The organism is Mesorhizobium sp. LNJC394B00, assembly GCF_000502555.1.
Taxonomy (GTDB): domain Bacteria; phylum Pseudomonadota; class Alphaproteobacteria; order Rhizobiales; family Rhizobiaceae; genus Mesorhizobium.
This window is the reverse complement of the sequence record NZ_AYWH01000004.1, coordinates 116,923-140,869: the sequence shown is the minus strand read 5'-3', so window position 1 is coordinate 140,869 and position 23,947 is coordinate 116,923. Positions and strand designations below refer to the sequence as shown.

The 23,947-nt window shown below is 62.2% G+C and carries 18 protein-coding genes, 1 tRNA gene and 1 pseudogene; 12 read left to right on the top strand and 8 right to left on the bottom strand.

Features of this window, described 5'->3' with window-relative positions; genetic code table 11:
- Window positions 1-271 precede the first annotated feature (271 nt).
- The 5 genes from X751_RS1000000164790 (at window position 272) to X751_RS0133535 (ending at window position 8,030) form a co-directional block, all read left to right on the top strand.
- The gene (locus X751_RS1000000164790) at window positions 272-2,545 is read left to right on the top strand and encodes a DNA/RNA non-specific endonuclease (RefSeq protein WP_023745070.1); all 2,274 of its coding nucleotides are present in this window, start codon (window positions 272-274) and stop codon (window positions 2,543-2,545) included.
- A gap of 16 nt (window positions 2,546-2,561) precedes the next feature.
- Window positions 2,562-3,545 (top strand): trypsin-like peptidase domain-containing protein, encoded by a 984-nt coding sequence (locus X751_RS147405; protein ID WP_023745069.1) that lies wholly within the window; start codon window positions 2,562-2,564, stop codon window positions 3,543-3,545.
- A gap of 304 nt (window positions 3,546-3,849) precedes the next feature.
- Window positions 3,850-4,980, top strand: coding sequence for a hypothetical protein (locus X751_RS147410; protein WP_155921533.1), 1,131 nt, complete (start codon window positions 3,850-3,852; stop codon window positions 4,978-4,980).
- Complete coding sequence (locus X751_RS147415) at window positions 4,977-7,646, top strand: DNA/RNA non-specific endonuclease (RefSeq protein WP_023745068.1); 2,670 nt, start codon at window positions 4,977-4,979, stop codon at window positions 7,644-7,646. The genes X751_RS147410 and X751_RS147415 overlap by 4 nt, the downstream gene beginning before the upstream one ends.
- 111 nt (window positions 7,647-7,757) lie before the next feature.
- A complete protein-coding gene (locus tag X751_RS0133535) occupies window positions 7,758-8,030 on the top strand; it encodes a hypothetical protein (protein ID WP_023696133.1) in 273 nt (90 codons plus the stop codon).
- Between the two features lie 39 nt (window positions 8,031-8,069).
- Here the strand turns inward: X751_RS0133535 and X751_RS147420 are convergent.
- Both X751_RS147420 and X751_RS147425 read right to left on the bottom strand, forming a co-directional pair.
- A tRNA-Val gene (locus X751_RS147420) sits at window positions 8,070-8,144 on the bottom strand.
- Between the two features lie 128 nt (window positions 8,145-8,272).
- Window positions 8,273-8,956, bottom strand: coding sequence for a phosphoglycolate phosphatase (locus tag X751_RS147425; protein ID WP_023745067.1), 684 nt, complete (start codon window positions 8,954-8,956; stop codon window positions 8,273-8,275).
- 155 nt (window positions 8,957-9,111) lie between these two features.
- On the opposite strand from X751_RS147425, the gene rpiA reads away from it, so the two are divergent.
- The 3 genes and pseudogenes from rpiA to gor all read left to right on the top strand — a co-directional run bounded on the left by rpiA (window position 9,112) and on the right by gor (window position 11,959).
- A complete protein-coding gene (gene rpiA / locus X751_RS147430; protein WP_023745066.1) occupies window positions 9,112-9,843 on the top strand; it encodes a ribose-5-phosphate isomerase RpiA in 732 nt (243 codons plus the stop codon).
- The gene (locus X751_RS147435) at window positions 9,830-10,447 is read left to right on the top strand and encodes a DUF2059 domain-containing protein (protein WP_023745065.1); all 618 of its coding nucleotides are present in this window, start codon (window positions 9,830-9,832) and stop codon (window positions 10,445-10,447) included. Before rpiA ends, X751_RS147435 begins: the two co-directional genes overlap by 14 nt.
- A 124-nt stretch (window positions 10,448-10,571) precedes the next feature.
- Window positions 10,572-11,959: pseudogene (gene gor / locus X751_RS01000000163895) on the top strand (glutathione-disulfide reductase).
- 74 nt (window positions 11,960-12,033) lie between these two features.
- Here the strand turns inward: gor and mgtE are convergent.
- Window positions 12,034-13,401 carry a magnesium transporter gene (mgtE, locus tag X751_RS147440; protein WP_023738847.1) on the bottom strand — a complete coding sequence of 456 codons (1,368 nt, stop codon included), beginning with the start codon at window positions 13,399-13,401 and terminating at the stop codon, window positions 12,034-12,036.
- Window positions 13,402-13,691: 290 nt separating this feature from the next.
- Window positions 13,692-15,578 carry an ABC transporter ATP-binding protein/permease gene (locus tag X751_RS147445; RefSeq protein ID WP_023682514.1) on the bottom strand — a complete coding sequence of 629 codons (1,887 nt, stop codon included), beginning with the start codon at window positions 15,576-15,578 and terminating at the stop codon, window positions 13,692-13,694.
- A gap of 601 nt (window positions 15,579-16,179) precedes the next feature.
- Here X751_RS147445 and X751_RS147450 point away from each other — a divergent pair.
- Window positions 16,180-16,614, top strand: a complete 435-nt coding sequence (locus X751_RS147450; RefSeq protein ID WP_023745064.1) for a hypothetical protein — start codon at window positions 16,180-16,182, stop codon at window positions 16,612-16,614.
- Window positions 16,615-16,740: 126 nt separating this feature from the next.
- On the opposite strand, the gene X751_RS147455 is transcribed toward X751_RS147450, so the two are convergent.
- Both X751_RS147455 and X751_RS147460 read right to left on the bottom strand, forming a co-directional pair.
- Window positions 16,741-17,421, bottom strand: coding sequence for a DsbA family protein (locus tag X751_RS147455; protein ID WP_023745063.1), 681 nt, complete (start codon window positions 17,419-17,421; stop codon window positions 16,741-16,743).
- Between the two features lie 49 nt (window positions 17,422-17,470).
- The gene (locus X751_RS147460; RefSeq protein WP_023745062.1) at window positions 17,471-19,291 is read right to left on the bottom strand and encodes an extracellular solute-binding protein; all 1,821 of its coding nucleotides are present in this window, start codon (window positions 19,289-19,291) and stop codon (window positions 17,471-17,473) included.
- A 260-nt stretch (window positions 19,292-19,551) separates the two neighbouring features.
- Between X751_RS147460 and X751_RS147465 the strand changes: the two genes are divergently transcribed.
- On the top strand, window positions 19,552-20,175 hold the full coding sequence (locus tag X751_RS147465) for an invasion associated locus B family protein (protein WP_023668972.1): 624 nt from the start codon (window positions 19,552-19,554) through the stop codon (window positions 20,173-20,175).
- An 82-nt stretch (window positions 20,176-20,257) separates the two neighbouring features.
- Here the strand turns inward: X751_RS147465 and hspQ are convergent, their stop codons facing one another.
- Window positions 20,258-20,581: a heat shock protein HspQ gene (hspQ, locus tag X751_RS147470; RefSeq protein WP_023668971.1), complete on the bottom strand. Its 324-nt coding sequence runs from the start codon at window positions 20,579-20,581 to the stop codon at window positions 20,258-20,260.
- A 224-nt stretch (window positions 20,582-20,805) separates the two neighbouring features.
- Between hspQ and X751_RS147475 the strand changes: the two genes are divergently transcribed.
- Window positions 20,806-21,768 carry an AEC family transporter gene (locus X751_RS147475; protein WP_023745061.1) on the top strand — a complete coding sequence of 321 codons (963 nt, stop codon included), beginning with the start codon at window positions 20,806-20,808 and terminating at the stop codon, window positions 21,766-21,768.
- Here the strand turns inward: X751_RS147475 and X751_RS147480 are convergent.
- Window positions 21,745-22,956 carry a UbiH/UbiF family hydroxylase gene (locus X751_RS147480; protein WP_023745060.1) on the bottom strand — a complete coding sequence of 404 codons (1,212 nt, stop codon included), beginning with the start codon at window positions 22,954-22,956 and terminating at the stop codon, window positions 21,745-21,747. The genes X751_RS147475 and X751_RS147480 overlap by 24 nt on opposite strands.
- Before the next feature lie 95 nt (window positions 22,957-23,051).
- Here X751_RS147480 and X751_RS147485 point away from each other — a divergent pair, with 95 nt between their 5' ends.
- Window positions 23,052-23,939, top strand: coding sequence for a DUF2182 domain-containing protein (locus X751_RS147485; protein ID WP_023745059.1), 888 nt, complete (start codon window positions 23,052-23,054; stop codon window positions 23,937-23,939).
- Window positions 23,940-23,947: the final 8 nt, after the last annotated feature.

Here is a 23,947-nt window from a genome sequence, read left to right as displayed (position 1 = left end):
AAAACCGAGCGGCCGCAATGGCCCTTCCACCCGTTGCGATAGGTGGGGGCAAACAGCGTGAGCGTCTGTGACGGAGATCACATACGGAATCGCTGAAATAATGCGAGCGTCATACATCGCGCGAGCGACTGCCGCAAAGAGACATGCCGACGTTGCGCTGCGGTCATCTTCGACGCGAGTTGATTTGTTTCCTTGCCTGCCAGTCAGAATTGCACCAGTCTAAAATGGGGCAATACAGTTCTTTACTTCGACAGAACGTTAGAGGGCTACTATGCCGGTCAGCAGAGAGCAGCGAATCCGTCGATATCTCGANTATCTCGATCTCGTCACCGGGGGCGAGGGGACTGAATCGGTCCTCGGCAACATGGAGACGATGGCAGGCGGCGGACTGGAATCCCTTGCGCCTGCGGAAGCCGGCAAGACGGAGGCGGCGTTTGAATCGGCGCGCGCTGGCATGGAGAGCCTCGCGCGGGGCGCCGAAGTCGCGCCCGAGCAGCTTTCCGATCTGGAAGCCATAATCATCCCGGAGTTGCGGCCGGTCTATGACATCAAGGATGGCACCTTTACGACGCTGACTTTCGACGGCGCTCCGACACCTGGCCATTCGCTGTGGACGAAGCTTACCAGCGAGGCCGCATTGAAGCAGCGCATCGAAGCCGCCCTGCCGGCGATCGGGCGTATCGAACTGTTGTGGAACACCAATATCCCTTACGGCGGCACGGGCTTCGTCGTCGGCCGCAACCTGCTGATGACCAACCGTCATGTGGCGCAGATATTTGCGGACGGCCTTGGCGACCGCAATGTGCAATTCATCAACGGCCGCGCCGCCGGCATCGACTTCAAGCGCGATTCGGCGGCGGGAAACGTCTTCAAGATCCGCAATGTCCGGATGATCCATCCCTATTGGGACATGGCGATCCTCGAAGTCGAAGGCCTGCCCGACAACATCACGCCGCTGTCGCTCGCGGTCGCCGACGCGCGCGATATGCTGCGCCAGGAAGTCGTCGCCATCGGCTATCCCGCGTTCGACAATCGCAACGCGGTCGATGTCCAGAACGAGCTCATGCGCAATCGTTTCCAGGTCAAGCGCCTGCAACCGGGCATGCTGCAGGGCGGCTTCGATACGGAGAGTTTCGGTAAGATCGTCAGCGCGGCGACACATGATTGCTCGACCACTGGCGGCAACTCCGGCACCGCCATGATCAACCTCGCCACCGGCGAGGTCGTGGCGCTGCATTTTGCCGGCCGCTATCTCGAGCGCAACTACGCCGTGCCCACCGGCGCGCTCGCCAAGGACCAGCGTGTCGTCGACCTCGGCCTCAATTTCGCCGGCGCCGCCAGCGGCGGCCCCAACGATTGGGGCGCATGGTGGAACAAGGCGGACAGTGGGTCGCCGGCCGAGGGCGTAAACCTGGTTGAAGTCGGCGGCGCCCAGCAGATCCCGGGCGTCGCCACCCAGACGCCTCCATCCGGAGGCGTCGTCGTTTCGCCGGGCGGCAGCGTCACCTTCGAAGTGCCGTTGCGCATCACCGTCTCGCTCGGCGCAACGCCTGGCCATGAAGCGGTCACGGAATCGGTCGAACTGGAAGCGGCCAAGCCGACCCCTCCAGGCGGCGCATTCGTTCCCAAAACGGTCGCGGACTATGCCGGCTATAAGGGCTACGACGAGAAATTTCTCTCTGGCGGCACTAAACTCGCACCGGTCATTGTGCCCATGCCTGAGGCCACCGACCTCTCCGTGCTGGCGCCACTTAGGGACGGGGGCACGCGGCTGGACTACCAGAATTTTTCACTCAAGATGCACGCCAAGCGGCGGCTGGCGCTGTTCACCGCCTCCAACGTCACCGAGGAGAGCAATCTGCGCGAGCCGGAAAAGGGCCGCAACTATTCGCGTGGCGGCCTGTTCAGCGAGCGCTGGTTCCCGGATCTGCGGCTCGACGACAAGTATCAGATCCCCGATGTCTTCTACACCCAGGATCAGGGCGCCTTCGACAAGGGCCATATCGTCAGGCGCGATGACGTGGCCTGGGGCAGCACCTTCGAGCTGCTGCTCAGGGGCAATGTCTGCTCCTTCCATGTCACCAACTGCTCGCCCCAGGTCGAAGGCTACAACCGCTCCGACAGCGGCGAGAAGAACTGGGGCGATCTTGAGAATCACGTCCTGTCGGAGGCGGCCAGCGAGCGGCTTTGCGTCTTCGCCGGCCCGGTCCTCGCCGAAGACGACCGGACCTTTGCCGGCAAGGGTCCCAAAGGCACCAGTCTCCGCGCGCCGGTGCCGCGCCGCTTCTGGAAGGTGGTAGTCGCCCGCGTCAGTGACGGCATCGCCAGTTATGGCTTCGTGCTCGAACAGGATCTGTCGGACACGCAGCTGGAGTTTGCCGTCTCCGACGAGTTCATCGGCGCCATGTACCCGCTGACCGAAATCTCCGAAATGACCGGCGTCAGCTTCGATCAGTCGCTGATCGACGCCGACCAGTACGAAACGGTGCGCGGCACCGAAATTGCGATGCGGGCGGGGTCGCGCAAGCGGAAGAAGAAGGCTTAGGGTCGGAGGGAATCCCATGACCGAATGGACGCAATCCGAACTGAACAGTCTCAACCGCATCCTCGCTAACCTCTACCCGATGATCGGCGACGGCGTGCGTGTTGCCAAAGGTGTCGGTCTTTCGACGGCCCAGATCGCCTTTGACAACAAGGCGATCAACAACTGGTTTGCGATTGTCCAGCGCGCAAAGCAGGAGACCAGGGCCGACGACCTCGTCGCCTTTGCGCTCGATGAGAATCCCGGCGACCAGGCACTGCTGCAGGCAAAGCAGCACGCCCCGCCGCCGCCGGTCGAAGGCCCCGCGACCGCCAATTGGAGCGGCGCGACGGCGCCGGCCCAGCTCGAAAAAATCCTTGGTGACAAGAGCACGCTGGTGCCGATCAGCTATCTCGAACTCGGCCTTGTCAGGGCAAGATCGGTGGTGCGCATCAAGCGTGCGGATGGCAGCTCCGGCACCGGCTTCATGACCACCGGCGGGATACTGATCACCAACAACCATGTCTTGCCTGACGACGCTTCATTGGCGGGCACGGTGGTCCAGTTCAACTATCAGCGCACCGTTGCCGGGCTCGACGCGCCGCTCGACCAGTTCGACATCGACACCGCCGTGCCGCTTCGTACCTCCAAGGACAATGATTGGTCAGCTGTCCGCATCAAGGGCGATGCCTCCAAATGGGGCGAGTTGGAATTGAAGCCCATGGCCGTCAAGGCCGGCGACCATGTCAACATCATCCAGCATCCCGGCGGCGCGCAAAAGCAGATTTCATTCGTCGCCAATGTCGTGGCCTTCGTCGGCGGCGGCCGCGTCCAGTATCTGACCGACACGCTGCCGGGTTCCTCGGGCTCGCCGGTCTTCGACACCGACTGGAACCTGATTGCGCTGCATCACAGCGGAGGCTGGCTCACCGAGCCCAACGCGCCTACCAAAAGCACATATTATCGCAACGAAGGCATCGCGATCGACACCATCATCCAGGACCTCGCGGCCAAGCCCGTGTAGATGGTGAGCTATGCAGACCGATGGCGCAGCTCGATGCGCGGCGATTTGGGACTACGGCATGTAAAATTTTTCGGATGTGACGGTTTATAACGCCAGACACCAAACACCAGGGAGTTCAGAGATCAGCGCCTATTTCGACCTCAGGCTTCAACTGGCTGATCTCTACCCATTGCCTCCCGATTGGTTGCAGGTAACCAAGGACGCTGGAATCGTCGCTGGCGCCATCAACCTCCAGGGGGCGGCGCTTACAGTCTGGTTCAACATCCTTGACTATGCGTTGACCAATAAACTGTCGCAGGCGCTTATGACTGCCGTCGTGGCGCAAAATCCGCAGTGCGCGGCCCGGTTCAAGGCCTATCTGGACGAACTCGCCGCGGGCCAGAAACCGACGGCCGAGTTGCCCGGCATGACGACCGACGATCGGGTCAACACCGCGCTCGCAGGCTTCAACGCCGTCAACCAGCAGTCCAAGGACATTCAGGCCACGCTTGCCGCCGACAACGGCCTCACCAATGTCACCAGCCAGATCGATGTCCTCAAGACCTACAAGGACCTGCATGACCATCTGCAGAGTTTTCAATACGGCATCGGCAGCTTCCAGAACCTGCTGGTCGCCGCCCGCGACATGGGGGCCGACCTGGAGCAGGTCCGCGTCATGCGCAATTTCCTCAAAATATTGAAGCTCTTCTGTGTCTCTATCGGAGAGTCGGTCATGGAGCTGCCGGCGGGGCCGGCGCTTCACGATATCGAGCAGGCCTGGCTCGACGACCTCAAGGCGGCTGCGATCAAGTTGCAGGCTGCCATCGATAACAAGTCTCCGGACGCCTACGACGCGCTGTTTGACGTGCGCACCGTGCTGCGCGTCGTGCCGTCGCGGCTCAACCAGCAGATTTTCGTCACGGCAAAGAACCTGCCCTTCGGACTTTTGGCCACCGGTCTAGATACGATAGCCGGCAAACTTCCTGCAGAAGAGCCGTCCGTGCCCTTGATCAAGGCCGCGCATGACGCGATCATGGTGCTGTCCTCGACCATCTATGCGCGCGTCGTCGAGCACAAGCTATGGCAGGACATCGACAACAAGCTGGCCAGCCTTACCGACATGATCGAGCCGATAGAAGGGGGCGCTGCGGCGGACAAGTCGCTGCCGTTCCAGTTTTCGCCGCTGTGGCGAAACCTGGAAGTGAAGGTCAAGGTTCTTGCCGACCTCGACCCCACTGGAGCGTGGCGGGCGACGCTCGTCGACTACTCCACCGACGTCAACGACCAGCTATCGCGCGAGACCGTCGATACCGCCTTCATCCTTGCCTTCGAAGCCTATCGGGACGAGGCCCAGCAACGCTTCGTCCAGGTCGATCTGGCGCTGAAAACGGAATGCGCCTCGATCGTCCGCGTCAGCACGCCTTTGCACAAGATCATTGAGGACCTGGGGCCATGAGCGATGAACTTGCGACAGGCACGGAGACCGAAACTCCGGCCGATTTTATTTCGCTGAGCGACATCCGGATCGCACATCTCGAGCTGATGCGCATCGCCAGCAGCAATGAAGCCGTCGACCCATCGATGAGCCGCAGCGACAAGGCCGGCGCCGAGACGACGGAAGCCAGCATCGACAACACGGCCCCCGATGCGCAGGCCATCCGCGACTTCCTGGCCAAGGCACGGCGCGCCGGCAGCACCATCGCGCGGGAATCCGACCGGCGCGCGGCGCAGCGCATACTCGATTATTGGTCCGCCGAACTGGTCACGCGGCCGGGCATCACCTCAGCCGACGTCAGCCCGGCGCGGCTCGCGTCTTTCGCCGGCGGTGGTGGGCTCGAAACAGCCGAGCCAGTTGCCGTTGCGGCCGACGACGAATCCGCATCGCGTGAAATCACCGATTCCGGGGCGATCGCCATCGCTGTCCCTGAACCTGTAGTCGTGACGACCAAAGACGGTGCCGTATCCGGCGACGGCTTCGCATCCGACGACGAACTGAGTTCGGACGAACTGACCGAGCGCTTTCGCATTCGCGTGGCCGCCCAGGCGCGGCAATGGAAGAACACCGGCTATCCCGGCTATCTCCTGCGCGGCGAAGCGCTGAAGGAGGCGGCGGAGCTTCCGCAGGGGCCAGACATCGCCGAGTTCGTCGAGGCGAGCGCCAAGGCGGAGACCGACAGCCAGAAGCAGCGCGATCGCAGCAAGAATATATTGATCGCGCTGTTTGCCATCCTGGCCGCGATCCTTGGGGCAACCACCTATTTCGCCTACGTCCAGAGAAATGACGCTGTTGACGCGCGCAAGGATGCCGAGACGACGGCGAGTGAGGTCGCAAAGCTCAATGGAAAGCTTTCCACCGCCCTTGAAAAGACGGAAGACGCACGCCAGCGAGCCGAGGCTGCACTTGCCGTTGCCGAGAAGAAGGCGGAAGACGCCGCCAAGACGCTGGCCGAGCAGCAAGCCACGCAGGCCACTTTGCGATCCGCGATCTTGCTTGTGGTCGAACAGCTCAAACTCGGCAGCGTGTCCCTGGACAAGTTGGCGCCCGATTTGCGACAGGGGGTGCTGGTCGAGCTGGCCGGGCAGGTCAAAAGCGGCGAGGTCGCGCTCGACCAATTGCCGGCGCCGCTGCGCGCCGCGCTTGAACCGCTGCTTGGCAAAGACATAGACAAACAGCCTAACGTTCTTTCGGGATACAAGGTCGATTTCATAGGGGCCACGATCGGCTTGCCCAGGATAACCGACGACCTGGCCAACGACGCCGTGGCGCCGCCGCTTGATTACATCAACTACTCGCTGGTCATGGGCCGAACTCATCGCATGGCCATCTATTCGGCCGTCAACCTGGATCGGTCGCAGAGGTTGCCGCTGCAATTCACCGCCAGCAGACTGAAACCCGACAGCCGATTGTCGGTCGACTACCAGCCTCGTCCCAACTGGTACTTTCGCGCGGACCGGCCCTGGCTGGCGGCGCGATTTGCAAGTGCCAGCGACATCGCCTGGGGTCCGGAGTTCGCCGGCGATCCGGCAACGGCGGCGCTCAAGCTGGCGCAGTATGCCTCTTTCCTGCCAAACACGATGCCGCAGCCGCGTACTTTCTACGGCAGCCGATGGGTGCCGCTCGAAAACTGGGTTCGCTCGCAGCACAATCCGCTCGCCAATCGGGTGACCATCTTCAGTGGTCCTGTCTTCCGGCCCGCGGACCAGCCGGTCGACGGCGTGCCGGTCCCTTATGCCTATTGGAAGCTCGCGGTGTCCTCGGTGTCGGCGGCCGTGAAGGGAGAGGTGAGGGAGCCGGAATTTGAGGTCGATGCGTTCTTCATTCCAGCCGACGCTACGGGGGCGTTCAACGTCGAGCAGTATCGGCTCCCGGTTGCCGAGCTTGAAAGGCTCACGAGCCTCAATTTCGACCCTCTCATCGAATGGACGGATTCACTGAAGAACCGCGGCCCCAATGGAACCGCGGCCGACGAACTGGCGGCTCGCGTCAAGCTGCTCGACGGCGCAAATGATGCACTGCGCGGTGACCTGATTGCCGTCCTCGAAGACGCAGACCTTCCGGTGGTCGAACGGCAGAAGATCGTCGCGGCTCTCGTCGAGATGGCCGGCCTGCAAAGCATAAGCGGGCTGACACCGGCGGGGCGCCGCAACGTGCTTGAGACCCTGCTTGGGGTACCGCCTGAATTGTGGGAACGCCCGGACTGGCTGGCTGTGTTTGCCGGCGCGCGCCGGGCGGTTGCCGATCTCGCCCTTTCGGCAGCCGACGGCCAGACTGTTATCGGTGAGCAGGATCGCAACGCACTCAACACGCTGAAGGACCGGCTGCGTATCCAGCAGAGCCCACAGACGGTTTACGTCCAGTTCGCCGGCATGGCGCGCGAGGAGGCCGGGGCGCTTTCCGCAAAAATGCGGGCCTTGGGCTGGGGCATTCCAAACCCTGGCGAAGAACGTGTCGCCGCTGCCGCCGGCAAGAACGAAGTTCGCTACAACCCCTACAACGACGCCGACCGTGGCGCCGCCGAACTGCTGGCCGCCGACCTCACGGTTGCCGCTGGCCGACTGGTGACAGCCCGTGCGGTGCCGATCATCAAGGCCAACACATTGGAGATATGGACCAGCATATAGAAACACTGAAGGCCCGAGCGGGGCGAAGACAAGGGCGCGTAAAAAAGCCGCGATGCGCCGCTCACTATCGTCGCGACAAATACGGGCTGTTCTCACTCCAGAGGTTTTTACATGCGCACGCGTCACGCCGTCATGCTTGCACTTTCCGCGCTTTGCATTCCAGCCGTCTCCATGCCGCTGCAGAAAGCCAACGCGCTGGAGCCTGAAAAATACACGGTCTATTGCGCCAACGATCACATCGAGGTTTCGTTCTGGGATCTCGAGCAGATGAAGGTGCGCAACGGCTCCGATGTCTGCCAGTTCCAGAGCTACACGAGCTACTCAAGCGCCTTGAACTTCGCGCAGAAGAATTTTGGTGGGGAAGGGGCGAGTTGCAGCTGCTAGGAGTGCTGGCTTGGAGTGCGCTGTTCAGGGAAAGAAAGATGGTGGGCGATGCAGGGATTGAACCTGCGACCCCACCCGTGTGAAGGGTGTGCTCTCCCGCTGAGCTAATCGCCCGCTCGTTGCCCGAAGGCCAAGCGAGCCGCGATATAAGAGAGGCATGCCGTTGAAGTCAAGGCGATGCGCCTGCCTTCTACGCCTGAAATAGCCGAGGGCGGACGCTGCCGCGCAATCGCCCGTTTCGCTCAGCCGGCCGCCGCAGCAATCAGCCGTTCCGCCAGGTCGAGCGTCAGCGCGTCGAAATGCGAAATCACCGCCGACGGCTCGAATTCTCTGACATGGCGGTCGGTGTAGCCGAAATCGACGGCGACCACCGGAATGCCGGCGGCCTTGGCCGTGTCGATGTCGGTCTGCGAATCACCGACCATCAGCGCCTGGTGCGGCTCGCCGCCGGCGAGCCGGATGGTTTCGGTGAGATGGCGCGGGTCGGGCTTGCGGAAGGCGAACGTGTCCTGGCCGGCGATCGCGGCGAAATGCTTTGTCAGGCCGAGCGCCCCAATCAGCGCTTTCGAATTCGCCTCATATTTGTTGGTGCAGATGGCAAGCAAATAGCCGGCCTTCTCGAAGCGGGCGATCGCCTCGACGACGCCGGGGTAGGGGCGCGACTTGCCGGGGATGTTGAGCGTGTAGTGGTCGAGGAACAGCTTGAGCAGCCGGTCGTGCTCCTCCACCGCCAGCGATTTCTGCTGCGCGGTATGCGCGCGCTCGATCATCACCCGTCCGCCCTGGCCGACAAAACGCCGGAAGCCGGCCTCGTCGACAGCGGCAAGCTCGCTGGCGGCAAGGCTGTGATTGAGGCTGTCGAGCAGATCCGGCGCCGTGTCGATCAGCGTCCCGTCGAGGTCGAACACGATGATCGGTTGGGTCATGGCCTGTCCTGTGGCTGATGCATTGCAGGCAGGCGATAGCGGCTGCGCTTCTTTCAGGCAAGCCGGTGCGAGCCAAAGTCTTTGACCCTGCGGGCAAAAGTGCTAGGAGCGCGCATCCAGAAAAATCAGAACCAAGCCAAACCCCCGGGGCGAGCATGGATGCGAGGCAGTTGAAAGTCGAGGCCGCGCGGGCTGCCCTTGCCCATGTCAGCGACGGCATGCGCATCGGCATCGGCACCGGGACGACGGCCGACGAATTCGTGCGGCTGCTGGCCGAAAAGATCGCCGCGGGCTTGCACGTCATCGGCGTGCCGACGTCGGAGCGCACCGCAGCCCTTTGCCGCGAACTCGGCGTGCCGCTGTCGACGCTTGAGGAAACGCCCGAGCTCGACCTCACCGTCGACGGCGCCGACGAGATCGACGCGGCGCTGACGCTGATCAAGGGCGGCGGCGGCGCGCTGCTGCGCGAGAAGATCGTCGCGGCGGCATCTCAGCGCATGATCGTCATTGCCGATCGCTCGAAGATGGTCGACACCCTTGGCCGGTTTCCGTTGCCGATCGAAGTCAACCAATTTGGCCTGCGCGCCACCGAAATCGCGGTCGCGGCAGCGGCCAAAAGTCTCGGCCTTTCCGGCCCGGTTACATTGAGGATGACGGGGGGCCAGCCTTTTGTTACAGACGGCGGCCATTTTATCCTCGATGCATCTTTTGGCCGCATTCCGGATACAAGAGCGCTTTCGAATGCTCTCCATGCCATTCCTGGTGTGGTCGAGCATGGTCTTTTCATCGGGCTGGCGTCAGCGGCCATCATCGCCGGCGGCGACGGCATCCAAACCGTCCATGCCGCCCGAAAACCAGGGAGTTCTACCGATCATGATGTTGCATAACCGGGTTCGCAATCTTTGCGCCGTTCTGGCGGCTTCGGCCGTTTTCGCCTTCTCTTCCCCGGCGTTCTCGCAGGAGATCACGGAATCGCATCTGAAGGCGGCACGGGCGGCGGTCACGGCAATCCACGCGACCGACTCGTTCGACAACATCCTGCCGCAAGCAGCGGCCTCGCTCGAGCAGCAGCTCATCCAGAAGAACCCTGATATGCAGGAGCTGATCGGCAAGACCGTCAGCGAGAAGGCACTGGCGCTGGCCTCGCGCCGTGCCGATCTGGAGAAGGAAGCAGCGCTCGCCTATGCCAAGGTGTTCTCCGAGAAGGATCTCACCGACATCGCCGCCTTCTACAACTCCGATGCCGGCAAGAAGCTGCTCGACAACGGCCCCAACGTAACGCGCGAACTGGTCAAGGCCGCCGACATCTGGCAGAACGGCCTGGCGCGCGATCTCGCCCAGCAGGTCGGCGAAACGCTGGCAGCCGCCGCGAAGGCCGCTGCTCCGGCCGCGCCTGCGCCGGAGAACGCAACTGCCCCCGCCGATGGCGCTGCACCTGCCGACGGCGATGCGCCCGCAGACGGTGACCAGCCGGAAGCGCCGAAGAACTAAGACGTCTGATTTCGCCACCGGCATCCTTGCCGCTGGACCAGAAAGCCCGGTGGAAACCGGGCTTTTCTTTTGGCTTCATGCAGCCTACCTGTCTCAAACATTTCTTGGGGCAAGGAACAGCAGCATGGCCGGCTACGACTACGATCTCTTCGTCATCGGCGGCGGCTCCGGCGGGGTGAGGGCGGCGCGCGTGGCGGCAGCGCTCGGCAAGCGTGTCGGCATCGCCGAGGAATACCGCTATGGCGGCACCTGCGTCATCCGTGGCTGCGTGCCGAAAAAACTCTACGTCTATGCCTCGCAATTTCCCGAGCATTTTGCCGACGCCGCCGGCTATGGCTGGACGGTGCCCGAGGCGAGCTTCGACTGGCCGACGCTGGTCGCCAACAAGGACCGCGAGATTGCCCGTCTGGAAGCGATCTACGAAAAGAACGTGAAAGGCGCCGGCGGCGAGACGTTCCACTCGCGCGCCATGCTGGTCGACCCGCATGTCGTGCATCTCCTGGGCGATGACCGCACCGTCACCGCCGACCAGATCCTGATCGCCACCGGCGGCCGGCCGGCGCCGCACCCGGCGCTGCCCGGTCACGAGCATTGCATCTTTTCCAATGAGGTTTTCGACCTCAAGCAACTGCCGAAGGCGATCATGATCGAGGGCGGCGGCTACATCGCCGTCGAATTCGCCAATATCTTCCATGGCTTGGGCGTCGACACCACGCTGGTCTATCGCGGCAAGGAGATACTGTCGCGCTTCGACATGGACCTGCGGCACATGCTGCACGAAACCATGGAAAAGAAGGGGATCAAGATCCTCTGCCACGCCGTGTCGGAATGGGTCCGCAAACGGCCGGACGGCAGGCTGGATGCGTTGGTCACCGGCGGCAAGGTGCTGACGATCGACCAGGTCATGCTCGCCATCGGCCGCCTCCCAAACACCGAGAATANCTGGAAGGCGTCGGTATCGAGCTCGGCATAACCGGCGCCATCGTTGTCGACCAGTATTCCCGCACCAACATCGACAACATCTGGGCGATCGGCGACGTCACCAACCGCGTGCAGTTGACGCCTGTGGCGATCCACGAAGCCATGTGCTTCATCGAGACCGCATTCACGGGCAATCCGACCGCGCCCGACCACGACACCATTCCGACCGCCGTCTTCTCACAGCCGGAGATCGGCACCGTCGGGCTGTCCGAGGACGATGCCGTCAAGCGCTACTCCGATATCGAAATCTACCGCGCCACATTCCGGCCGATGCGGCACACGCTGTCGGGCCGCGACGAAAAGATGCTGACGAAGCTGGTGGTCGATGGCGCCACGCGAAAAGTGCTCGGCGCGCACATCCTCGGGCCGGACGCCGGCGAGATGGCGCAGTTGCTCGGCATTCCGCTGAAGGCCGGCGTCACCAAGGATGATTTCGACCGCACCATGGCCGTCCACCCGACGGCAGCGGAGGAACTGGTCACCATGTACAAGCCCACCTACCGCGTGAAGAACGGCGTGCGGGTCGATTGACGCCCGCGCGCTCGATCTTGAAGAACCCCCCATGGCAGCCGCTGTTGCCACCGCGATGGGAGGCCTGAAGCTTATTACAACAAAGTGCCGCGCAGGATGACCAGCGCCACCGAAAAATAGATCACCAGGCCGGTGACATCGACCAGCGTGGCGACGAACGGCGCCGAGGCGCTCGCCGGATCGAAGCCGATCCGTTTCAGCGCGAACGGCAGCATCGACCCCGACAGCGAGCCGAAGGTGACGATACCGACAAGGGCTGCCCCCACGGTCGCCGCGATCAGCGGCCAATGCGGCCCATAATCGTAGAAGCCCATATACTGCCAGAGCGCGATGCGGCAGATGCCGACCACGCCAAGCATGGCGCCGAGTACCAGGCCGGTTGGCAATTCGCGCAACGCCACCCGCCACCAGTCGCGAAGGCCGATCTCGCGCAGCGCCAGCGCGCGAATGACGAGCGAGGTCGCCTGCGAACCGGAATTGCCGCCCGAGCTCATGATCAGCGGAATGAACAGAGTGAGCACGATCGCCTTCTCCAGTTCGCCTTCATAGCTTTGCATGGCGTTGGCGGTCAGCATCTCCGAGATGAACAGCGCGCACAGCCAGCCGCCGCGCTTCTTGATCATCGCGAGAAAGCTCATCTTCATGTAGGGCTCGTCGAGCGCCTCCATGCCGCCGAAACGATGCGCGTCCTCGGTCGTCTCCTCGATCATGGTGTCGATGATGTCGTCGATGGTGACGATGCCGAGGATCTTGCCGTGGTCGACGACGGGAACCGCGAGCAGGTCATATTTGGAGATCGTCTGCGCCAGTGTCTCGCGATCGGTCAGCGGCGTCACCGTCACCGGGGCGCGATCCGGCGCCACCGACAGGATCGGATCGTCCGGCTCGCCGGTGATCAGCCGGCGCAGGCCGGTCGAGCGCACCAGCACATGCGTGTCTGGATCGACGATGTAGATGGCGTAGACGGTCTCCCGCGTCCGCTCCACCTTGCGGATGTAGTCGAGCGTGCGCCCGACGGTCCAGTCCGACGGCACGCTGACGAATTCGGTCGTCATGATCGAGGCGGCGCTGCCTTCGGGATAGCCGAGAATGGAAAGCAGCGTTGCCCGCAGCGGCGGGACCAACCCGCCGAGCAGCTCGGAGCGCGCCGGTTCGTCCAGTTCGCGCAGGATATCGGCGGCGCGGTCGACCGACATGGCGGTCAGGAGCTTGCACGCCTTGGCGCGCGGCAGCGCCTCGGCCAGATCGGAGGCGCCGTCGAGTTCAGGCTGGTCGAAGATCTCGACCAGCCGCTCGAACGGCATTTCGCAAAGCAGTTCTATCGCGGTATCGCGAGATTCCCGGTTCAGGGCCTCGACGACATCGGCGACGTGATCATTGGCAAGGATACGCGCGATAGCGACGGCATCGTCGCCCGCGACGACGGGGGTAAATTCGTTCATGGCTCACTCCTTGCCGTCCGGCGGGACGTGAGCCGTTAGAGGTCACATCGAGGCGGACGGCGGTTGCGTTCGACTACTGTCGCCAGGCATGGCGCGGTGACCTTTCTGCTCGCGGGTTCGAGTTGGAATTCAGCGAGCGGGCGCAACATAGGAGCGCATCTTGGCGAGTCAATCGCGGGGGTGGCGGAAAACAGCCGGGAGCCGGCCCAATCGCGAGACTGTGATGATTATTGAAGGGGGAGGGAGCGAGTGCCCCGCCGCCAGTGGCAGAACGCGCTTCGGCGTGGCTGCTATTTCTGCTTCAGCCGGCGTGAAAAACGCATCCATTTGTCCTCGACCGGCCGCGGCTGCGTAAGGATGGTGGTGAGCTCGCGCGGAAGGTTCGGAACAAGCGGCCTCTTGGTGGCGACGCCGTCGGCGATCGCGACCACGCTGTGGTAGAATTCCTCGCCCGAGGCCGAGCGTGGCGCCACCGCCTCGTGCATGATGCTGATCACCGTGACATCGGGGCAATTGTCCTTGATCGCCTGATGGAAGGCGATCTTGCCATCGGGATCGAGCGCGCCGGTCGCTTCGTCGAGGAACAGCAGTCCCGGTTGCTGCAGCACGATGCGGGCCACAACCAGCTTCTGCTTCTGGCCGCCGGACAGCAGCTGGTCCCAGATCTTTCCCTCGCGGCTTTCATCGGCCATGTGTTCGATGAAATCGCCAAGGCCGGCCTTGTGCAGGGCTGCCGCGACCTGCGCATCGCCATAGTCGTCCTCGGAGCCGGGCAGGCACACCAGCTGCTTCAGCGACACCTGCTGCAGCTTGACCTCCTGGGCGGCATAGAAGCTCCTCACACCGTCAGGGAAGACGATGGTGCCGCGGCCATAAGGCCACAAGCCGTTGATCGCCTTGATCAGCGAAGTCTTGCCGCAGCCGGATTCGCCCTTGAGGAATGCCCACTCGCCGCGCCGAAAGCGCAGATTGGCTGCGCTCAGGAACGGCGTGGCGTCTTCACCCTGATGCGCCAGTTCAAGCTTCTGGATGGTCAGGCCGAAGACCGGGTTCTGGCTGGCATAGTGGAAATCGGAACGGCCGGTTTGGCTGTAGAATTCCTGCGGCTGTTGGACGTTTTCAATGGCGTGCGCCAACTCGATGACGCGCTGGCTGTTGGCCCGCAAGGTGGCGAGACTCGGCATGACATGGATGAACCAGGAACATTTGCTGATCAGCGCGTTGACCTGCTCGGAACCGGTTATGTAGCCCTTGAGGTCGACGCCGTTGTGGATGAACGGCACCAGACCAGGTCCGTAGGCGACAACTTTGGCCCCGACGAAATTATAGACCGATTCGAATCCCGCATAGAGGGTGTTGACGATGTTGAGCTTCGACCAGGTGGTATCGATATCCAGATAGAGCCGTCCATGTATCGTCTTTTGCACGTCTTCGCCTTGCGACGCCGACACATGGAAACTGCGGCGCAACAAGGTGATCAGCTCGCTGCGATAGGTGCCTTCGGCCTTCTGCATCCTGACATTGAGCCACTCCAGCATTCCGCCGAGTTTGATCGCGATCCAGGTATTGACGGGCACATAGATGGCAACCGCCAGCAGAGCGAGGACGGCGCTGCCATAGCTGCCGAGGGCATCCAGGCCTTTTACCTCCACGGAATTCGCCAGCAAAGCGCCGCCGACAAAATAAAGTGAGGTGAAGACGCCGAAGACACCTTGGGCAAGCCCGATGGCGCCACCCGCCATGTCTTTGATGGATTCCTGCACGCGCTGATCGATGTTGTCGGGCGCTGGCGCATCTGGCGAGCCATTCTGAGCGTGGTAGTGAGTATGGTTGGTATCGAGCAGCGCCGCATTGAAACGCGCGTTCAACCAGGCGCGCCATTTGCGATGCAATGTCGCCGATACAAATTTGCAGGCGCCTATGATTCCCATGTCCTTGAACACGACCAGCAGCACAAGCAGGCCGGCATTGGTAAGCACCGATTCAAGGGGCGTGGTATTCGCGGCGTCGTGAAAAAAAGCGATTGAGGCTGCCAGTTCGCCCGCCAACACGGTAAACCAGACGTCGGCCTTGCTCGACAGGGCTATGATGAGTGCGAGGACGACGGTGAGAGCCCAGGCCTCTCTCCACCGGTCCGAGAACCAGTAGGCCCGCATCAGTCCCCAGAAGGTCCGCATCGACGATACTGGCGTCAGGGGCGGCGGCCCGGCGGGGGCGTCGCGGTTCCAAAGTGCCGATATTGAACGTCGCGGTCTGTCGACCCGAATCACAATCCCGCCCAAACCTTTTTTAGTTTTGTTACGGATAGTAACACCAATTGATCATTTCCTATGAATTTTATCCCGGCGAATGTGAGGCAGCCCACCCGCCGTTGCCATGAGGCAACAGTCGGTGCTGGGATGCCGCCGTTTCTAGGCCAAATATCCCCTTCGTTTCAATGCTTTGCGAGAACGCTCAGATGTGCGGAAATATTCCCTGAGGGAAGGCTCATACACGGCTTTGTGACCAAAAAGCCTTGCCCGTCAGCCGGTTTTCCTGGTGCGCGCTAACCGGATCGGTCGAAAAACAGCCATCGGTGATCGCTCCAAGGCTGCGCGAATCATCTCACAGGCCATCATGTCGGGCACGCAAGATCGCCCTGCACAGCGACTGTTCATGAGTCCGCACGCGCTTTTTAGCTGCAGCTTAACGCCGTTTGACAATCGTGCGCGCTGGAATGAACCTTGCCGGGCACTGTCGGCACCCATGCATATCCGGTTCTTGAACAAGGAAGCTCCCATGCTTGCACGCGCCGCCGCTCCCGCAATCCTGTCGTTCCTTGCCTGGCTGCCTCTGGCGCATGCCGGCAGCCAGACCATTGCGGCAAGCGCCGAAAGGCAGATCGAGTTCAATGCCCCGTCCGGCAACATCGGCTGCATCTACACGCCCAAGGGTGGCACCAGCACCTACGAGCCACAGGATGGCGGTCCGGAACTGAGCTGTTCGCGCGTCGAGCCCAGCTACGTCACCGTGATCCTTGGGCCGAACGGCCCGGCGACATTGATCAAGAATCCGGGCGAGCAGGGCTGCTGCGGCGATGTGGCGAAGCTGGCTTACGGAAGCAGCTGGAGCAAAGGGCCGTTTACCTGCCAGTCGTCAACCAAGGGACTGACCTGCACGGGCAGCAACGGCCACGGATTCTTCCTCAGCAAAGCCAAGGTGACGGTGAAATAACCCGAGCATGATCCCGAAAAGTGGTTGCCGGTTTTCTCGGACAAACGGGAAACCGTTTTGTCCAGAGATCATGCTCAAACAAGGAGATAGAGCCCCATCCCGATTTCCATCGGGATGGAACAGGCTCTAGCCGGCCTTTTCAAGTTCGCCCTTGGCCTTGGCGGCCGCGACCTGGCGGATGGCATCAGCCAGCGTGTCGGCGTCCTGCGCGCCCATGACGGCGTATTTGCCTTCCAGCAGGAAGCACGGCACGCCAGTGATCCCCATCCGCGATGCCGTGGCGATTTCTGTGCGCACCTCCTCGACGTCGGCATCGGTCGGCAACAGCGTTTCGACCACGGCAGCGTCCATGCCTGCCTCGCGGGCGGCATCGACCAGCACGGCGTGGTCGCCAATATTGCCGCCTTCCTCGAAATACAGCTGGAACAGCCGGCGCACGAGCCGGTTCTGCACGGCTTCACCGGCGGCACCGGCCCAGCGGATGACACGATGCGCGTCCAGCGTGTTGGCGGCCACCTTGATGGCGTCGAAAGCGAAATCGATGCCTTCGGCTTCGCCGAGCGGCTCTATGCGGGCATGCATCTGACGGATGCGCTCGTCGCTGCCGAATTTGGCCAGCATGTATTCGCGCCGGTCCTTGCCCTCGGATGGGATGGTCGGGTCGAGCTGGAACGGCCGCCAGCGCACATGAACCTGGACGTCGCCAGCAGCGGCGATCGCTTTATCCAGCCGCTTCTGGCCGACGAAGCACCAGGGGCAGACGACGTCGGAAACCACGTCGACCGTAATGGAATTGTCATCGCTCATCTTGATCTCCTGGAGCCGAGCGTTTTACCGAGCATGATCTCGGCTACGCTCAGTTCGGCTTGCGCCACCATGTCGGCCATTGATAACCGAATATGGGAGTCTTTTTGGGATGGTCCAGATAATTCCAGTAGGCGAGCCATTGCTGCGCGTTGTACTGCATCGGCACCATGTAGTTGCCGGAGATCAGCAATCGGTCGAGCACGCGCACGGCGGCGACATAGTCTTCCTTGGCCCGTGCTCTAAGCATCGCGTCGATCGCCGCGTCGACCGCTGGATCGGCGACGCCGGCTAGATTGAATGAACCTTCTCTTTTGGCCTCTGAAGAACCCCAGCGAAGGTTCTGCTCCATACCGGGCGACAGCGAGTTGCTGAACCCGCTCGACCCGACAAGAACCTCAAAGTCGAAACGCTGCTTGCGCGACTGGATCTGGTCGGCTTCGAGGCTGCGGATGGTCACCGCGATGCCGATCTTTTCCAGCGAGCGCTGATAGATGGCGGCAAAGCGTTCCTCGTCCTGCGAGGCCGTCAGGATCTCGAAACCGAAGGGAGTTCCCTTTGGGTCCAGCAGGACCCCATCCCAAACGGCGTAGCCCTGACTCTTCAGCAGGTCGAACGCCACCTTCAGCACCTTGCGGTCCTGGCCGGTGCCGTCATTCACCGGCGGTCGCCAGCTGCCGTCCATGACATCGGCCGGCACGCGGCCGGGGTAGGGCGCCAGCAGCGCCTTTTCCCTGTCGCTGGCGGGATGGCCGAGCGCGGAAAGTTCGGAATTCTGCCAGTAGCTCATCGTGCGCGTGTACTTGCCGCCGAACAGGTTCTTGTTGGCCCATTCGAAGTCGTAGAGCATGCCGAGGGCGCGCCGCACCTCCGGATTGGAAAACTTCTCCAGTCGCGTGTTGAACAGGAACCCGGTCACCACGGGCGGTATGCCGGTGTCGAAGGTCTCGGCGATCACCTCGCCGCGATGAAAGGCGGGAAAATCGATATCGCGCTCGCGCTTGACCGGATCGCCCTCATCGTAAATGGCGCAGATGCCTTTCTTGAACGCTTCCGTCTTGGCATTGGCGTTGAGGAAGTACTCGATGGTGATCTGGTCGTAATTGTCGAAGCCGCGCTTGGAAGGGATGTCCTTGCCCCAGTAATTCGGGTTGCGCTTGAACACGATGCGCTGTCCCGGCTGCACCTTGTCGATGATGTAGGGACCGCTGCCGATCACCGGCTTCAACGTCGTCTTGTCGAAGGTATCCTTGTTGAAGGCGTGCTTTGGGATGATCGGCGTCAGCGCGATGATCAAGGGGGTCTCGCGATTGGCCTTGTCGTTGAAGGTGAAGCGCACGCTGTGATCGCCGGTCTTTTCGAGCTTGGCGATCAGGCTCATGCGATCCCTGTAGGGCGGGCGGCCCTTGTCGGTGAAGACATCGTAGGTGAACAGCACGTCATCCGGCGTCACCGGCTCACCGTCCGACCACTTCGCATTTGGATTAAGGTGGAATTCGATCGATTTGCGCTCCAGGTCCATATCGGCGCTGTCTGCGAGCAGGCCATAGAGGGTGAAGGCCTCGTCGTAGTTGCGCATCATCAACGGCTCGAAGACGAGATTGCCGAAAATGAGGTCCTGCATGCCGCGCGCCGTGGTGCGCAGGCTCTTCAGGATGAACGGGTTCAGATTGTCGAAGCTGCCGACGACGCAGTAAGTGACGTTGCCGCCCTTGGGCGCATCGGGATTGACGTAGTCGAACTGCTGGTAGTCGGCTGGCAGCGCCGGCTCGCCCTGCATGGCGATGGCATGTTTCGGTTCCGACATCGCCACGCCGGGTGCAAAGGCGAAGAACGAGATTGCGGCGATCAGCCAAACAAGAATGCGGCCCATGACCGTCTCCTTACTGGGCGGCTTGATGATTCGGAGTGCACCCTAACATGGCGCCGCGGCGCTCCGGCCAGATACATCAATCCAAATCGCACGACCCAAATTGCGAGGCCAAGAATTGCAGGCGGCGGGCTGGATTCGGCTGCTCATGCAGTGTAACACGCGCTCCGAAGTCATTCTGTTGCCTCAATTCGGCAACAGGTAGCAGGACCACACGGCGCGAAGAAGCCGGTCCCGGGATCATTTGAGAGGAAATGCACGACATGACGAGCCTGAACAGCAACGCATACCGCCTTTCGGTCCTGGCCGCGGGCGTGGTCGGCTTTCTGGGCGCCGGACTTCCCACCGCTTCGGCACAGCAACAGATTCCGCAGGGTTGGTTCAAGGCCTGCACCAAGCAGGAAGATGTCGACATCTGCAATGTCCAGAACATCATCACTGCCGGCAACGGCCAGTTCGTCACCGGCGTCAGCCTGATCGAGTTGAAGGGCAAGGTAAACCGCAAGGTCTTCCAGGTCACGGTTCCCCCAGGTCGCCTGGTGCCCCCCGGCATCGCCCTGCAGATAGACGCCGGCAAGGCGACGAAGCTGGATTATGTCATTTGCTTCGCCGACCGTTGCGTTGCCGAAGTGCCGCTGACCGACGCGCTCGTCGCGTCCTTCAAGAAGGGACAGGCGATCACGCTGACCTCGATCAACTTCCAGAGCCAGCCAAATCCAATCAAGGTTGCCTTGACCGGCTTCAGCGGCGCCTTTGACGGCGCGCCGCTGCAGCAGTCGGACATCGAGGATCGGCAGAAAAAACTTCAGGATTTCGTCGTCAAGAACAACCAGGACTTCGCCAAGAAGCTCAAGGACGAGCAGGCCAAGGCCAAAGCCGCCAACTAATCGCCGGGACAGATACCGGAGCGACAAAAAAGCGGGGTCATGCCCCGCTTTTTTGTTGTCGTCACGTCGATGCAAGGTGATGTCAGTGTCTCGACTGGCGTTTCGGCTCGTAGCGTCCATCCGGCCGCTTGTCGAACATCTCGCCGATCTGTGGATGCCGGACCGGCTCACCTGACTGGTCCTCGAGCAGGTTCTGCTCGGAGACATAGGCAATGTATTCGGTTTCCGAGTTTTCAGCGAGCAGATGGTAGAACGGCTGGTCCTTGCGCGGCCGCACGTCGGCCGGGATCGCCTCGTACCATTCATCGGTGTTGGCAAATTGCGGATCGACATCGAAAATGATGCCGCGGAATGGAAACAGCCGGTGGCGAACCACTTGTCCGATCGAGAATTTGGCTGTTTTCATCGTACTCACCACTAAGCCTTAAAAGCGCCCGGCGTCCCTCGGAATGCGCGGCAGACCCTCTAAGGCTTTGAATTTACACGCGCTGCGATCAAAAATCGAGCCCGACTTTAGGGCTGGTTTCAGGTTCTATTGACGCAGGCCGTGTATCAATTCAATGCCGAAGCGCTTGACGCCCGGAGAAGCTACGGGTTAGCCGGGCTCAGGGGTTTCGGGCGAAGGCAAAAATGTCTGACGTCGTCGGTCTTGTTCTTCCGTTTTTCGGGCTGATTTTCATCGGCTTTCTGGTCGCACGCATCACCTGGCAGCCGCTGGAGGCGCTTGGTTGGATGAACACCTTCATCGTCTATGTCGCGCTTCCAGCCCTGTTCTTCCAACTGCTTGCCCGGACGCCGTTCGAGCAGTTGACGGAATGGCGCTTCATCTTCGGCTCGGTGTTTTCCACCTACACGACCTTCTCGATCATGTTCGTATGGTCGGTGACGGCGTCTCGCGGCGAGATCGCCCAATCGACGATCAAGGCGCTGGCCGCGGCCTATGGCAATATCGGCTATATGGGGCCGGGACTGGCGCTGCTCGCCTTCGGCGAACAGGCGGCGGTTCCCGTCGCGCTGATCTTCTGCTTCGAAAATATCATGCATTTCGCCATCGCGCCCATGATGATGGCGCTGTCGGGCGACGACAAGACATCGCCGTGGCGGCTCATCCTCGGCGTAGTCAGGAAAATCGTCCTGCACCCGTTCATCATCGCGACCGCGCTTGGCGTCGGCGCCGCCTATCTCCGCTTTCACCCACCGCAGCCGGTCGATCGCCTGCTCGAATATCTGTCTCGGGCGGCCGCCCCTTGTGCCCTGTTTGCCATGGGCGTGACGCTTGCGCTCCGGCCGCTCAACCGCGTGCCGCATGAACTGGCGTCGATCGCGGCGCTGAAGCTGATCCTGCATCCATTGCTCTGCTACGTCGTGCTGAGCTGGATCGGGAACTTTTCCGAAATCTGGGTTTTTTCAGCCGTGCTTTTGGCGGCATTACCGACCGCAACCAACGTCTTCGTCATCGCCCAGCAATATGGCGTCTGGGTGCAACGCGCCTCGGCCAGCGTCATGATCACCACCTGTCTCTCGGTGCTGACAGTGACCGGGCTGCTCTACATGATCCGCCACGGCATCTTACCGCCGGACCTGTTTCCCTGAACCGCCGGTAAGCGCCGCAAAGCCGCTGCCCGGCCTCAAGCCTTCGCGCATGAAAAAGGCGCGCAGCGGCGCGAAACTGCCAAGCACATTGAGGCCGGCGCTGCGTGCCATCTGCGCCGGCAACATGTCCGAAAGCAGCGACATGTTGAGCAGATTGACCGCGCCGGAACGCGCCAGAATGTCGGGACGGCGCCTGGAATCATAGGCGGCCAGGGCCTTCGCGGCGCCGGGGTCGCCGCGATTTTCACCAGCGATTCCAATCAGATCCTCGATGTCCCTGATGCCGAGGTTGAGACCTTGGGCTCCGATCGGCGGGAATACATGTGCAGCCTCGCCGACCAGCGCCACCCGGTTTTGCGCGAAGCGCCCCGGTGATGCCGCAGAAAGCGGGTAAATTTGTCGGCCGGGCTCGACCGACACCCGGCCCAGCATCGACTGCATCTGCTGCTCGACACGCTCGGAAAGCGTCGCGTCATCAAGTGCGGCGAGGTCCTTCGCCGTCTCCGGTTTCACCACCCAGACGAGGCTGGAGCGGTTGCAGGGCAACGGCACCTGGGTGAACGGCCCGGTCTCTGTGTGGAACTCGGTCGAGGTGAAGCCGTGTTCGCTGCGATGGCCGAAATTCAGCACCAGCGCCGCTTGGCGGTAGGATCGCACCGAGGCCACTATGCCTGCCGCCTCGCGCGCCGGCGACAGGCGCCCATCGGCAGCGACCGCAAGCGCGGCCGAGACTTCGCGACCATCAGTCAAGACGGCATGCGCCTGATCGGCGTCCAGACGCCAACTCTCGACCATCGACGTCAGCCATTCGATGCCGGGATGCGCCGCGACGGACTTGGCCAGCGTCGGGTTCAGCGCACTATTGGGCAGGTTGAGCCCGAACTGCTCCTCGCCGATCTCTATGGCGCGAAAAGTCACCACCGGGCTGCGGATCAGCCGGCTGGTCGCATCGACGATGCGCATGACCTTCAGCGGCGCGGCCTTCGGCGCAAGTTCGGCCAGCACGCCCAGCCGATCGAGAACCTTGAGAGCAGGGTTCATCAGCGCCGTGGTCCGGCCATCGGGCCCGCCTGCTTCGGGTCCGACCAGGGTTACCGGAAAGCCCGCCTCGGCGAAACCGAGCGCCGCGATCAGTCCGGCAGGGCCGCTGCCGGCTACCAGTATCCGTGCTGTCTCGCGATGATCCAAATTGGACTTCCAGTTTGCGATGCAGGTGTCTACCCATGGATATAGGTCAGACCATGCGGCTTGATCAACGCGGCGATTAGGCTCATTCGGTTGTCATGACCGGCCAGCAGGACGATTTCAGCCATCTCGACCGCGCCGGCCGCGCCACGGCAAGCCTGGCCCGCAGCCCCCGCCTGACGGTCAACATCGCCATCGCCGGCGGCATTCTGCTCGCCTGGTTCATTCTCGGCGCCATGGCGATCCGCGGCGCCGAAGGCCGGCTCCCCGGCGTACCAGGCGATGTGGTCCTGCGATATCTGCCGCAACTGCCGCTGCCGGATGTCCTCGACCGCTTCTTCGGCATGTGCCTGACGCCCGCACCACTTGATGCCGGCGGTGCACCGGTTCTGGCGCTGATCGTGATGTGGTTTTTGATGGCCGTGGCGACGATGCTGCCGTCGGCGGCGCCGATGATCCGTACCTATTGTGAAATCGCCCACACCGCCCGCATCAAGGGCGAGCCGGTGGCCCATCCGCTGGTCCTGGTTGCCGGCTACCTCTCGACATGGCTTGTCGCCTCTATCGGCTTCGCGGTGCTGACGTTGCTCGTCCACGCATTTGCGTCCTCCGCTCGATTGCTCGATCCGGTGAGCGGCCTTGCCGCGGCGGCCGCGCTGCTGGTTGCCGGCCTCTACCAGTTCAGCAGCCTCAAGCAGGCCTGCCTGACAAAATGCCGGAACCCGTTCTCGACACTGTTTTCCAACTGGAGCGCGGAGCCGGGTGGCATCTTCCGGCTAGGGCTGAAGCAGGGCCTGTGGTGCCTCGGCTGCTGCTGGGCGCTGATGCTGGTGATGTTTGCCGTCGGCGCGATGAACGTGTTCTGGATGGCGCTGATCGGCCTGTTCACCTTGATCGAAAAACAGACCACCGGCAGCCTTCCAACCCGAGTGGCCGGTGCGATACTGCTTGTCTGGGTAGTCGCCCTGCTAGTAGTCTCGGCATGACGGGGGAT